12 protein-coding genes are annotated in these 13,206 nt (G+C 39.8%); 11 read left to right on the top strand and 1 reads right to left on the bottom strand.

What is annotated here, in order from left to right; translation table 11 throughout:
* The first annotated feature begins 2 nt into the window (after positions 1-2).
* The 11 genes from pyrH (at position 3) to lpxA (ending at position 10,986) form a co-directional block, all read left to right on the top strand.
* Complete coding sequence (pyrH, locus tag AOR04_RS05240; RefSeq protein ID WP_008133874.1) at positions 3-752, top strand: UMP kinase; 750 nt, start codon at positions 3-5, stop codon at positions 750-752.
* Between the two features lie 49 nt (positions 753-801).
* Positions 802-1,323 carry a ribosome recycling factor gene (gene frr, locus AOR04_RS05245; protein WP_370587472.1) on the top strand — a complete coding sequence of 174 codons (522 nt, stop codon included), beginning with the start codon at positions 802-804 and terminating at the stop codon, positions 1,321-1,323.
* A 58-nt stretch (positions 1,324-1,381) separates the two neighbouring features.
* Positions 1,382-2,161: an isoprenyl transferase gene (locus tag AOR04_RS05250; RefSeq protein WP_007376814.1), complete on the top strand. Its 780-nt coding sequence runs from the start codon at positions 1,382-1,384 to the stop codon at positions 2,159-2,161.
* A gap of 20 nt (positions 2,162-2,181) precedes the next feature.
* Positions 2,182-3,048, top strand: coding sequence for a phosphatidate cytidylyltransferase (locus AOR04_RS05255; protein WP_096792703.1), 867 nt, complete (start codon positions 2,182-2,184; stop codon positions 3,046-3,048).
* Positions 3,045-4,250 carry a 1-deoxy-D-xylulose-5-phosphate reductoisomerase gene (ispC, locus tag AOR04_RS05260; protein WP_096792704.1) on the top strand — a complete coding sequence of 402 codons (1,206 nt, stop codon included), beginning with the start codon at positions 3,045-3,047 and terminating at the stop codon, positions 4,248-4,250. Before AOR04_RS05255 ends, ispC begins: the two co-directional genes overlap by 4 nt.
* 1 nt (position 4,251) lies before the next feature.
* Positions 4,252-5,604 (top strand): sigma E protease regulator RseP, encoded by a 1,353-nt coding sequence (gene rseP, locus AOR04_RS05265; protein ID WP_033039699.1) that lies wholly within the window; start codon positions 4,252-4,254, stop codon positions 5,602-5,604.
* Positions 5,605-5,701: 97 nt separating this feature from the next.
* Positions 5,702-8,173, top strand: a complete 2,472-nt coding sequence (gene bamA / locus AOR04_RS05270; protein WP_007376810.1) for an outer membrane protein assembly factor BamA — start codon at positions 5,702-5,704, stop codon at positions 8,171-8,173.
* Positions 8,174-8,184: 11 nt separating this feature from the next.
* Positions 8,185-8,703 carry an OmpH family outer membrane protein gene (locus tag AOR04_RS05275; RefSeq protein ID WP_007376809.1) on the top strand — a complete coding sequence of 173 codons (519 nt, stop codon included), beginning with the start codon at positions 8,185-8,187 and terminating at the stop codon, positions 8,701-8,703.
* Between the two features lie 7 nt (positions 8,704-8,710).
* A complete protein-coding gene (gene lpxD, locus AOR04_RS05280) occupies positions 8,711-9,733 on the top strand; it encodes a UDP-3-O-(3-hydroxymyristoyl)glucosamine N-acyltransferase (protein WP_096792705.1) in 1,023 nt (340 codons plus the stop codon).
* Positions 9,734-9,760: 27 nt separating this feature from the next.
* Positions 9,761-10,213: a 3-hydroxyacyl-ACP dehydratase FabZ gene (gene fabZ / locus AOR04_RS05285; protein ID WP_007376807.1), complete on the top strand. Its 453-nt coding sequence runs from the start codon at positions 9,761-9,763 to the stop codon at positions 10,211-10,213.
* Positions 10,214-10,215: 2 nt separating this feature from the next.
* Positions 10,216-10,986, top strand: coding sequence for an acyl-ACP--UDP-N-acetylglucosamine O-acyltransferase (lpxA, locus tag AOR04_RS05290; protein WP_096792706.1), 771 nt, complete (start codon positions 10,216-10,218; stop codon positions 10,984-10,986).
* A 62-nt stretch (positions 10,987-11,048) separates the two neighbouring features.
* On the opposite strand, the gene AOR04_RS05295 is transcribed toward lpxA, so the two are convergent.
* Entirely contained in the window at positions 11,049-13,025 is a 1,977-nt protein-coding gene (locus AOR04_RS05295) for a pectate lyase family protein (RefSeq protein ID WP_096792707.1), read from the bottom strand.
* Positions 13,026-13,206: the final 181 nt, after the last annotated feature.

Below are 13,206 nucleotides of genomic sequence, written 5' to 3' on the forward strand. Positions count from 1 at the left end.
CTATGACTATCAATCGTAAACCTATTTTTAGACGTGTTCTTCTCAAATTAAGTGGTGAAGCTTTAATGGGAGACGAAGGCTTCGGCATCGATCCTAAAGTTTTAGACCGTATGGCACAAGAAATTAAAGAGCTAGTAGAGCTCGACGTAGAAGTGGGTTTAGTTATTGGTGGAGGTAACTTTTTACGCGGTGGATCGCTTGCAGAAGCAGGTATGAATCGCGTTGTTGGTGACCATATGGGTATGCTTGCAACAGTTATGAATGGCCTTGCAATGCGTGACGCGCTGCATCGTGCATTTGTAAATTGTCGTTTAATGTCGGCTATCCCATTAAATGGTGTGTGTGATGCATATAACTGGGCTGAAGCAATTAGCTTATTAAAAACGGGCCGCGTTGTTATTTTTGCAGCGGGTACGGGTAATCCATTCTTCACGACTGATTCTGCAGCGTGTTTACGCGGTATCGAAATTGAAGCGGATACTGTAATTAAAGCAACGAAAGTGGATGGCGTGTACAGTGATGACCCTGTAAAAAACCCAGAAGCGACGCTTTATCGCCACTTAAGCTACAATGAAATCATCGATAAAGAATTAAAAGTTATGGATTTAGCGGCATTTACTCTAGCCCGCGATCACAATATGCCGTTGAGCGTATTTAACATGAATAAATCAGGCGCGCTAAAACGCGTAATTATGGGTGAAGAAGAAGGAACACTTATTTCTTCACAAGCCTCAGATGAAATAATCAAATAATTAGGATTAAACCGTGATTAACGATATTCAAAAAGACGCGCAAGCGCGCATGCAAAAAAGTGTAACTGCACTAGGTAGCCAATTATCTAAAATTCGTACTGGCCGCGCACATCCAGCTATCTTAGATGGCATTATGGTGTCGTACTACGGTGCACCAACGCCTTTAAACCAAGTTGCTAACGTGACAATTGAAGATTCTCGTACACTTGCTATTGGTGTATTTGATAAGTCTTTGGCGCAAGCTGTTGAAAAAGCGATTATGGCGTCTGACTTAGGCTTAAACCCTATGTCAGCAGGTACTGTTATTCGTGTACCACTTCCTCCACTTACAGAAGAGCGTCGTAAAGACTTAATCAAAATTGTACGCGCTGAAGTTGAAGGTGGTCGTGTTGCTATTCGTAATATTCGTCGCGATGCTAATGGCGATGTGAAAGCGTTATTAAAAGATAAAGACATATCAGAAGATGAAGCGCGTCAATCAGATGATGCGATTCAAAAACTTACTGATAAGTTTATTAAAGAAATGGATACGCTATTAGCTGCCAAAGAAACTGAATTGATGGAAATCTAGGCAACTAAAATTATTAGTTTTGAAACGCCGTCTGGGGTATACTAGGCGGCGTTTTTTTATGGAATATTCAATATTTATGGTTCTAGACGCTGACACAATTTCACAGCAATGTTTACCTAAACATGTTGCCATCATAATGGATGGTAATGGACGTTGGGCGCAAGCTAGAAATAGACCTCGTGTATACGGGCATAAAAAAGGCGTGGATGCCGTTCGTCAGTCTGTTCAGTTTTGCACTAAGTTAGGGATACAATCGTTAACTTTATTTGCTTTTAGCAGTGAAAACTGGCGCCGACCTGAGGATGAAGTGAATACGTTAATGGAGCTTTTTTTGTTTGTTTTAACAAAAGAAGTTAAAAAGCTTCACAAAAACAATGTAAAACTGACCATTATTGGAGACTTATCACGATTCTCGGAGAGCTTGCGTAGTAAAGTATATTCCGCACAAGCGTTGACTGAGAATAACACCGGGCTGCACTTAAATGTTGCAGCTAATTATGGTGGTCGTTGGGATATGGCTAATGCAGCTAAGCAACTTGCGTTGCAAGTAGAAAAAGGCACACTTAACGCCGAAGATATTACCGAAGAGCGTTTAGCGCAGCATATGAGCATGGCAGATCAGGCAGAACCTGATTTACTTATTCGCACTGGTGGCGATGTTCGTATTAGTAACTTTTTATTATGGCAAGCCGCTTACGCAGAACTTTACTTTACCGACACACTTTGGCCTGATTTTAATGAAGCAGCATTTGCTGAGGCCATTGCGTGTTACGTTGCCAGAGAGCGACGTTTTGGTTGTACGGGCGAACAAATAAAACAATTACTCGCTCAAACCTAAATAGAATAAGGGTCACAATTTTGTTAAAACAACGCATTTTAACCTCGCTCGTGCTAGCGCCTTTAGCATTAGCATTGGTTTTTTATACACCGCTTACTTTATTTAGTTATTTTGCAGGTGCAATAGTATTATTAGGTGCATGGGAATGGTCTGCATTTATGGGCCTGTGTGACAAACTCAAAAGAAGTGCTTTTGTGCTTTTAGTTGCGGCTTTACTCGCAGTGCTCAACTTACATTGGCCAATTGAAGCTTTATGGCAAAATGGTAAATTAGTGGGTGATGCAAATTATTTATTTACACTTGCATTTGCTTGGTGGATTGTTGCCAGTTATTTAGTATGGCGTTATCCCGCTATGGCGAAAGCTTGGAATGAAGGCCTTGTGATGCGAGGCATCGCTGGTTTACTAACGCTTGTGCCATTGTGGCTTGCACTTAATACCTTACGCAGTGCGCAGTATGCTGAATCGGCTCATTTTGGTTCTATGCTGATTTTAGTCGTTTTAGGTATTGTGTGGAGCGCTGATGTGGGTGCCTACTTTACCGGGAAAAGTTTTGGTAAGCATAAATTGATGCCTAAAGTGAGCCCAAATAAAACAATTGAAGGGCTCGCCGGTGGTGTCGTTGCTGCTGTTATTTTTGTCTTAATATTTTGTCATTTCACCGATGTTGATTTAGTTGTTTGGCCTGTATACGCCATTATGACCGCTTTGATTGCGTTGTTTTCTGCTGTAGGTGACTTACTCGAAAGCATGTTTAAACGCGAAGCTGGCTTAAAAGACAGTGGTAATTGTTTACCTGGTCACGGTGGGATTTTAGATAGAATTGATAGCTTAACCGCTGCGGCTCCAATGTTTGTTCTGTGTTATGCATGGACGCTGAGTTTATGAGCCCAAAGCAACAACTGGTTATTTTAGGTGCAACAGGGTCTATTGGCTTAAGCACATTAGATGTTGTATCGCTAAATAAAGAACTATTTGATGTTTTTGCTTTAACAGCCGGACAAAATGCAAAAAAAATGGCTGCGTTATGCATAGAGCATGAACCTGTATATGCAGTTATGGCTTCGCAAACGGCTGCTGAGCAGTTGTCATCGTATTTAACTAATACTCAGTGTAAAACTAAAGTAAGGTATGGCGAGCAAGCTATGAGTGACGTGTGTGCTTATCCTAATGTTGATGTTGTTATGTCGGCAATTGTAGGTGCAGCTGGTTTATTGCCAACATTAAGTGCAGTAGAAGCAGGTAAAAAAGTACTGCTTGCCAATAAAGAATCACTTGTGATGTCTGGCCAGTTGTTTATTGACAAAGTTAAACAACATAAAGCAACTTTACTACCAATTGATAGCGAACATAATGCTATTTTTCAATGTCTACCTTCTTCGTTACAAAATGCCAAAGGCGATCAAAATTTACAGCAACATGGCGTAAGTAAAATTTTGCTTACCGGTTCTGGTGGCCCATTTTTAACCCGTGATATAAATACGTTAAAAGATGTCACTGTTAGCGAAGCAGTCGCTCACCCTAATTGGTCTATGGGTCAAAAAATATCAGTAGATTCGGCCACTATGATGAACAAAGGCTTGGAGTTTATTGAAGCCAAGTGGTTATTCAATTGTGACACCAGTGATATTGATGTAGTTATTCATCCGCAAAGCATTATTCATTCAATGGTGCAGTACCACGACGGTTCTATTTTAGCGCAAATGGGTAACCCTGATATGCGCACTCCTATTGCCCATGCACTTGCATATCCTGAGCGAATTAATGCGGGTGTAAAGCCTCTCAATTTCTCTGATATTACAGACTTTTCATTTACCAAGCCTGATTACGCCCGTTATCCTAATTTACAACTTGCGGTTGATGCATGTAGTGCAGGGCAAGGTGCTACAACGACAGTAAATGCAGCGAATGAAATAACAGTAAACGCGTTCTTAAATGGTAAAATTGGTTTTACCGATATATACAAAATAAATGCACAAACACTTGAAGCTGCAACGTACACCAATGTGCAAAGCTTAGATGAAATTTTAGAGTGCGATAAATTAGCGCGGATTAGCGCTTTGCAATTTATAACAAAAGTGGCGCATTAATATGTTTGATTTTTTTTGGAACCTAGGCTCATTTATTTTAGCGCTTGGTATTTTAGTGGCCATACATGAGTACGGCCATTTTTGGGTTGCGCGCAAAATGGGCGTTAAAGTGCTGCGTTTTTCAATTGGTTTTGGTAAACCACTTATAAAATGGCACGATAAATATAATACTGAATACGTAATTGCAGCAATACCACTAGGCGGTTATGTAAAAATGCTTGATGAGCGCGTTGATGAAGTACCACAAAACCAACGTCACTTATCGTTTAATGCTAAATCGGTTCAAGCGCGTATTGCTATTGTTGCAGCGGGTCCTATGGCAAACTTTTTGTTTGCTATTTTTGCACTTGCTGCCATGTATATGGTGGGTGTGCAATCGGTTAAGCCAGTTGTTGGCAGCGTTACTGAAGGGAGTCGAGCGGAGCAGGCGGGCATAATGCCAAGCCAGCATATTATTAAAATTGGCGATGACGATATAACAACGTGGCAAGATGCTACATTTGCACTAATGTCGAGCTTAGGTGAGGAAAGCGTTGAGGTTACGGTTCGTGATAAAAATCTACAACCACGTATTAAAACGCTTAATTTAGATGGTTGGAAACTTGATCAGCAAGATGTTCCGCCACTGAGTTCGTTAGGTATTGTTCCATTTAGACCTCAGGCAACACTGACTATTGCCGCTGTGACTGAAAATTCAGCAGCAAAACAAGCAGATTTGAAGGTTAATGACACTATTTTGGCTGTAAATGGCGAAACAATAAGCAGTTGGCAGCAATTAGTTAATCTTATTACGCAATCGGCTAACAAATCTTTACAATTTAGTGTAAAAAGACAAGATAGTATAAAAAGCATTACAGTAACCCCGCAAAGCCGCCTTGATAATAGCGGTATTGAACAGGGCTTTTTGGGCGTAGCACCGGTTGTTCAACAATGGCCAGAAGGGTATGTAGAGACTAGACAATACGGCCCTCTTGACAGCATTGTCCGAGGAACAAAAGAAACATGGCGCTTGATTACTCTTAGCTTTGACATGATAGGTAATTTAATTACAGGCCAAGTTTCTGTTAAAAATTTAAGTGGTCCCGTGGGCATTGCAGTCGGTGCTGGAACTAGCGTAAGCTATGGCTTAGTTGCATTTTTAAGCTTCTTAGCCTTGATTAGCGTTAACTTGGGTGTATTTAATTTATTACCCTTGCCAGTGCTTGATGGTGGACACTTAATGTATTACATAATTGAACTTTTTCGTAAAAAGCCAGTCTCTGAAAAGACACAAGAGTTTGGTTTTAAAGTGGGAGCCTTGCTACTCATTTTTCTAACATGTTTCGCTTTGTTCAATGATGTATCACGTTTGTAGCTACAGCGTGACAATTACTAATTAGAACACGATTGTAAAGCATCATTAATTTTAGGTGCTAAGCGGTAATACAGTTGTATAGGATAAAGATAATAAAATGGCTATAAAAAAACATTTGGCAGTTTCAAGTTTATTGGGTGCAAGCTTTGCAGCACTGGGCCAAACTTCCTTTATTGTTGAAGATCTTAAAGTTGAAGGCTTACAGCGCGTAGCACTGGGTGCTGCATTAACGCATATTCCTATCAATGTGGGCGATAATGTTGACGACTATACGATTTCAAAAACAATAAAGTCACTTTACCGCTCTGGTCACTTTGACAACATAAAAGCACTTCGTGATGGCAATAATGTTATTTTTAAAGTAACAGAACGTCCTACGATTAGCTTTATTGAGTTTGAAGGCAATAAAGATATAAAAGACGAGCAACTTAATGAGTCGCTTGAACAACAAGATATTCGCCAAGGTGAACCGCTTGATAAAACTGTTATCGATAATATCGAAAAAGGGTTAGTTGAGTTCTTCCACAGTATTGGTAAATACAACGCTAAAGTTGATATTAGTGTAACTAAATTACCACGTAACCGCGTTAAGCTTAAATTAGAGTTTGATGAAGGTGATGCCGCCTCCATCCGCCAAATAAACTTGGTTGGTAACGAACTTTTTTCTAATGAAGACTTATTAAAGCTTGCCGAGTCACAACAAGATTTACCGTGGTGGCAATTTATGGGCAGCGACCGTTACCAAAAGCAAACGGTTGAAGGCGATTTAGAAAAAATTCGCAGCTTTTATTTAGACCGTGGTTACCTACGATTTAATATCGATTCAACACAAGTGTCAGTAAGTCCTGAACGTGAGTCAGTATATGTTACAGCCAACTTAACTGAAGGCGTAAAATACAAAGTTAAGGGTTTTGATTTTATTGGTGACTTACTTGGCCGCGAAGACTTAATTAAAAGTGTTATTCCACTTCGTGCAGGCGAGTTATATAACGGTTCAGTAGTAACGTCTTCTGAAGAGTTTATTAAAAGTTACTTAGCACGTTTTGGCTACGCAAATGCTGAAGTACGTACTATTCCAGAGATTGACGACGAAAAGCAAGAAGTGCAATTAACGTTGTCGGTTAATCCGGGTAAACGTGTTTATGTGCGTCGTATTATTGTTGGTGGTAACCAAAATACGGCTGATGAAGTACTTCGCCGTGAAATGACACAACTTGAAGGCGCTTGGTTATCTAATCAGAACCTAGAGCGTTCAAAACTACAAATTCAACGTTTGGCCTACATGGAAAAAGTTGATTTTAATGTAGTGCCAGTCCCTGGTGTGGATGATCAAGTAGATGTTGATTTTACAGTAAAAGAGCAATCAGCCGGTAGCTTTAATGCCGGTTTGGCATATGGTTCTTACCAAGGCTTACAATTTAATATTGGTGTGACAGAATCTAACTTTTTAGGTACTGGTAACCAAATTGGATTCAATATTAATACCTCTAAGGGTTCTGAACGTGTAAGTTTATCGTACACTGACCCTTACTTTACGCCTGATGGTGTATCACAAGGTAGTAGTATTTTTTACAGTAACTATGATGCGAGTGCCTTTAGCCTTGTTGACTACAAATCGAAAAGTTACGGTATCGGTACAAATATAGGTTTCCCAATTGATGCGATTAATCGTATTAACTTTGGTGTGCGCTGGATTAAAGAAGAGCTATCGGATATTGCTGAGTATGAGCAAACACGAGTATTGCGTGAAACATTCTTAGATCCGGAAAACCCAGATGCTGGTTTCGATTTTAATAAATATGAGCTAAGTGTAGGTTGGTCGCGCGTTACTGTTAACCGTGGTTTATTTCCAACAGCGGGCTCACGTCAAACACTTAACCTAACTGCGACAACGCCAAATTCTGATCTTCAGTACTTTAAACTGAATTACGATTCACGTTTTTATTGGCCTATATCAAATGACCACCGTTGGGTATTTTCAACGCGTGCAGCGCTTGGTTACGGTAACGGTTACGGTTCAACAAATGGTTATGATCAAACATTACCATTTCAAGAATACTTTCGTATAACTGAAATGGAACTTCGTGGCTTTGACCGTAATACAATATTACCACGTGCTGTATCGCGTATACCGCAGTCTATTCCGGGTACACCGGGCACAGACGGTGCTACAACAGGCACAATAGGCGGTGCGTCTGAGTTTGATGTATTAATCCCTCAAGGTCGAATTGGTGGTAATGCTAAAGCGGTAGCTGGAATGGAACTAATTGTTCCTACGCCATTCTTAGATGAAGAAAATACCAGTTCTGTCCGTACGAGTTTCTTTGTTGATGCGGCAAACGTTTGGGATACTGAATTTAATGTAGATCGCTTTCAAAACTTAGGTGTTGATGAGCGTGCCAAATTAGACGATTATTCAGATCCGCTGCGTTTTAGGATTTCAACCGGTTTATCATTACAGTGGATCTCTCCAATGGGTCCTATGCTGATAAGTTTTGCGTATCCATTGCAAAAAGAAGAAGATGACGATACGAAAACCATCAGTTTTAATATTAGTAACACTTTTTAAAGGAGCTTTTTATGAAAAAATTATTTAAATCAACAGCAGTAGCTGTTTTAGCAACACTTATTATGGGAACTTCTGCGAGTGCACTTGCACATAAAGTCGGTATCGTAGATATGCAGGAAATTTATAAACAAATTCCTCAAATGGCAAAAATCGAACAGTCTTTACAAACAGAGTTTGCTGAGCGCCGTCAAGAACTTGAAAAGTTACAAGGTGATATTCGCTTTGAGGCTGAAAAGTTTAAGCGTGAAAGCACAACGATGAGCCAAGTTCAAAAAGATGCACTACGTGACAAAATTCAAGGTATGCAAAAAAACCTTGCGGAACAAGGTCGTCCTTTAGAGCAAGAAATTAAAGCACGCCAAAACCAAGAACTTGCTAAAGTTCAGGGTGTTATTATTAAAACAATTGAAGAAATTGCTAAAGATGGCGACTTTGATGAAGTTAAAGTAAAAGACACGACAATTTACTTTAACCCTAAAGAAGTTACCGATCTTTCATCTAAAGTTGTAGCCGCTGTTAGTAAGAAATAATCACTCCATGCAAAATTATACGCTTTCGCAAATTGCGGAACTTCTAGGCGCCGAACTTCAGGGTGATGGCGCTTTAGAAATAAAAAAAATAGCGACACTTGCAAATGCCCATTCTGGGCATATTGCATTTTTAGCGAACTCAAAATATCGATCGCAACTTGAGACTACTCAAGCTAGTGCTGTAATAGTAAGCCAAGCCGATGCACAGTACTTTAATGGCAGTAAAATTATTGTTGCTAATCCGTATGTAAGTTACGCTAAATTAGCGCAATTTATGGATACCACGCCACGCTCAGCCTCGACGGGTATTCATCCAAGTGCCACTGTCCATTCAACAGCGATTGTTAGTGACAGCGCCGCTATTGGTGCTAACGCAGTCATTGAAGCTGATGCAGTGATAGGTGACAACGCGCAAATTGGTCCGAACAGTTTTATCGGGGAACGTGTTAAAATTGGTTCTGGCACTAAGCTTTGGTCTAGTGTGACTATTTATCACGATGTCGAAATTGGTACAGATTGTTTGTTTCAAGCAAATAGTGTTATAGGTAGCGATGGGTTTGGTTATGCGAACGAACGCGGGCAGTGGGTTAAAATACCCCAGCTAGGTTCTGTGATCATAGGTGACAAAGTTGAAGTGGGTGCTAGCACAACAATTGATCGTGGAGCACTGGACAACACCATCATCCATAGCAATGTTATTATCGATAATCAATGTCAAATAGCGCACAACGTTGAAGTTAATTCAGGCACCGCAATTGCGGGCTGCACTGTACTTGCTGGAAGCGTTACCATTGGCAAAAACTGTCAAATTGGTGGCATGGTTGCAATTAATGGTCACATGTCTGTATGTGATGGTGTTATAATTACCGGCATGAGTATGGTGACAAAATCAATCACCGAACCAGGTATTTACTCATCTGGTATGCCCCATACAACAAACAAAGAATGGCGTAAATCAATAGCTCACTTGCGTAACCTTTCAGATATGAAATCTCGTCTTAAAGCGCTTGAAGCATTGGCTAAGTCATAAACGTTGAACACTAATAAGGATGCTATTTTGGCAAACGAATTAAATAGCCTTGATATTCAAGAAATTTTAGCTTTATTACCGCACCGTTATCCGATGCTATTAATAGATCGTGTTATTGACTTTACTCCTGGTAAATCTTTACATGCTATTAAAAATGTTTCTATAAACGAACCTATTTTTACTGGGCACTTTCCAAATCAGCCTATTTTTCCAGGTGTGTTAATTTTAGAAGCAATGGCTCAGGCAACGGGCTTACTTGGTTTTAAAACGGTTGAAAATCGTAGCGAAAACGAGCTTTACTTGTTTGCAGCAGTCGATAATGCGCGTTTTAAGCAACCGGTAATTCCTGGTGATACAATGCATCTTCATGTTGAGTTCTTAAAGGAACGTCGCAACATTTGGAAATTTTCGGCAGAAGCAAGAGTCGACGGCAAAATAGTATGTAGTGCCGAAATTATGTGTGCTAGAAGAGAGTTTTAATAGTGATCCATTCTACAGCAATAATCGAACCTGGCGCTAAACTAGGCAACAATGTCTCAGTTGGTCCGTATAGTTATATTGGCAATGATGTTGTTATCGGTGATAACTGTATTATTGAGTCTCACGTTGTTGTTAAAGGGCCATCAATTATTGGCGCTGGCAATCATATTTTTCAATTTGCGTCTGTAGGCGAAGCCTGCCAAGACAAAAAATACAACAACGAGCCAACCACATTAATCATGGGGGATAACAACGTTATCCGTGAATGTGCCACTATTCACCGTGGTACGATTCAAGACCAAGGCGTTACTAAAATTGGTAGTAATAATTTGTTTATGGCTTATACACACGTTGCACATGACGCGGTAATTGGCGATAACGTAATTTTTGCCAATAACGCAAGTGTGGCCGGGCATGTTCATGTAGGCGATTGGGTTATCTTAGGTGGTAATTCGGGAGTTCATCAGTTTTGTAAAATCGGCTCACATGCCTTTATTGGCATGTATTCTGGTGTTAACAAAGATGTACCACCATTTGTTACTACCATTGGTATGCCAGCAGGCCCTGCAGCTATCAATAAAGAAGGCATGAAACGCCGTGGTTTTGAAAGTGACGAAATTATGGCTGTACGCCGTGCATATAAAGCATTTTATCGTAAGAGCCTAGGTGCTGAAGAAGCTATTGAGTCGCTTAGTGAAGATGCTGCAAAGTATCCTGCAGTGCAGTTGATGATCGACTTTGTTAAAGGTTCTGAGCGCGGTATTGTAAGATAACGGCTTCTTAATAAAAAAAACCACCTTAGAGAAATCGAAGGTGGTTTTTTATTATTTAAAGTTTACTGTCGCGTTACTTCAAACATTTGATTTTCAGATCCAGCGCTGCAAGTCCATTGCAATAGATTTGCCCCGTCATTTGCTTTATTTCCCTCAACATCAAAACAAAGTTCACTATTACGATTTATTATCCGCCATTTTCCTGTACCAGCGGCTTGGAATCTAAATTGTTGATTATAACTACCGGTATATGTGTACAGAGCAATGTTTGCACCATTAACCGTTGAGTTAGCGGCTACATCAAGGCCCTTCGATGGAGCATTAACTGGTGAAATTCTATGCCAAATACCATCGACCGTTGATATATTGAATTTTTGACAATCGTTATTTAACCATGACCATTGCGATATGTTAGCACCATTGCTATTTGCACAATTAGCTACATCAAGTGATTTAGCACTGTGCTTAGGTGTAACCCTGTATACGCCATTAACTAGGGTATTAGTGACTGAACTACCTGAGTCGTTATAGCCATTGTAAACCTCAAATTCAGCAACTCTCGGTGTTGAGTTTGAAGAGTTAATAACAAAACTGACTTTTGACAAATTTACACTCGAAAAGGTGATTACATTAGGTACAGCCCCGCCATTAGCGAGCGTTGTGCCTGTATCGTAATTAACCAGCGACCATGAAGTAATATTTCCTTGAGCACCTGACGCTTCAATAATCTTTACTGCATTAATTGTCGTATTTAAGTTTTTAATATTTATTGTGCCAGTAGAGGAATTTGGCGACCAGTAAGTGGATGTATCTCCATCTTTAACATTACCATAACTTGTACCGCTGGCTTTAGAGCTGCCATCTACACCTGCAGCCAAAGCAAGATTTTCCCCTGAAGGAGTCGGCTCAGGTGGATTTGTTGGATCAGTCGGCTCAGTTGGATCTGTGGGCTCAGTCGTACCACATTCACCATTGGACTCTTTTAAGCCCTTATTTGCACCTGCGGTTGCTGCAATAATTGCAGGAACACACTGAGTATTATCCAGTTGATAGTTATAAGGTATGCTAATAGAAGTAGTTGATGAAGGATTTGGGCCTGCTGGGTGAAGCTTACTTTTATCTTCAGACCAATCAATATTGTCCCAGATATTACCGCTTACTTGCCAATATCCCATATCGTTAGTGTAAAAAGTACCTAGTGGATCTTTAGAGTCTTGAAAGTAGTTATTTTCTGCACGTATTTTACCACCTATGCGTGGATTCATCCCAGATGACTGTATGCCACTATAGTAGTTATTATAAGCATGGGCTGTTGCATGTCTGAGTAAGGGTGTTCGTGAATTTATATTTTGATAGTAGTTATGATGGAATGTTACAGGGCCATTAGCATCATCGCTGTCGCTCGAGCCAACCAAACCACCTCGACCTGAATTACGCAAAATGCTATAAGATAAAGTTACGTATTTTGTATTATTTTTCATATCAAAAAGTGCATCATAGCCACTGCTTTCACCACCACTTGCTTCAAGTGTTACATGGTCAACCCATACATTTCGAACATTAGATTCCATACCAATTGCATCACCTCCGTTTGAGATTGGTGAGCCTGATTTTTTTACATTTCGTACATGAACATTTTGAATAATAATGTTTGACGAAGAACGAATATGGATACCGAGTTGGTCAAATAAAGCACCACTGCCAACACCAATAATAGAAACGTTACTAATTTCTTTTAGTTCAATTAAGTCAGGGCCAGTGTTACAGCTATCACCAGATACCTTGCTTGTATTACCATGATTAATTGTGCCTTCAACTTGAATGATAATTGGTGTATCACTCGATGCACGATTACATAAAGCTTGGTGTATTTGGGTTCCTGTTGTTGCATATACTATATCACCACCGGCACCACCTGTTGTATTACCGTTTGTTGAAGCATATCCAGATGCATTTGCAGCTAGGGCACTGCCGCCATAAATTGCGGCTAATATTGCTGTTGTGTGTAAAGAGTATTTTAAAATATTAGTTTTTTTCATTTTAACTCCAATTAAAATGGTTTTCAGTGTAAAAACTTTTGTATTTAAGACTGCAGTGATCATTAACAAGTTTTATTCTTGAACTACAAATGCCACCGGTGGCATATTCACTTTAAATAATAATAATAACAATAAGTAAAAAGGATTAGATGGAGCGATCTTTTTTGTAATAATTAATTTA

The organism is Pseudoalteromonas sp. 1_2015MBL_MicDiv, assembly GCF_002407505.1.
Classification (GTDB): Bacteria; Pseudomonadota; Gammaproteobacteria; order Enterobacterales; family Alteromonadaceae; genus Pseudoalteromonas; species Pseudoalteromonas fuliginea.

Bases quoted from the DNA above. Each gene is read 5' to 3' on its own strand.
- pyrH (WP_008133874.1), top strand. From the start codon at position 3: ATGACTATCAATCGTAAACCTATTTTTAGACGTGTTCTTCTCAAATTA.
- frr (WP_370587472.1), top strand. From the start codon at position 802: ATGCAAAAAAGTGTAACTGCACTAGGTAGCCAATTATCTAAAATTCGT.
- AOR04_RS05250 (WP_007376814.1), top strand. From the start codon at position 1,382: ATGGAATATTCAATATTTATGGTTCTAGACGCTGACACAATTTCACAG.
- ispC (WP_096792704.1), top strand. From the start codon at position 3,045: ATGAGCCCAAAGCAACAACTGGTTATTTTAGGTGCAACAGGGTCTATT.
- rseP (WP_033039699.1), top strand. From the start codon at position 4,252: ATGTTTGATTTTTTTTGGAACCTAGGCTCATTTATTTTAGCGCTTGGT.
- bamA (WP_007376810.1), top strand. From the start codon at position 5,702: ATGGCTATAAAAAAACATTTGGCAGTTTCAAGTTTATTGGGTGCAAGC.
- AOR04_RS05275 (WP_007376809.1), top strand. From the start codon at position 8,185: ATGAAAAAATTATTTAAATCAACAGCAGTAGCTGTTTTAGCAACACTT.
- lpxD (WP_096792705.1), top strand. From the start codon at position 8,711: ATGCAAAATTATACGCTTTCGCAAATTGCGGAACTTCTAGGCGCCGAA.
- AOR04_RS05295 (WP_096792707.1), bottom strand. From the start codon at position 13,025: ATGAAAAAAACTAATATTTTAAAATACTCTTTACACACAACAGCAATA.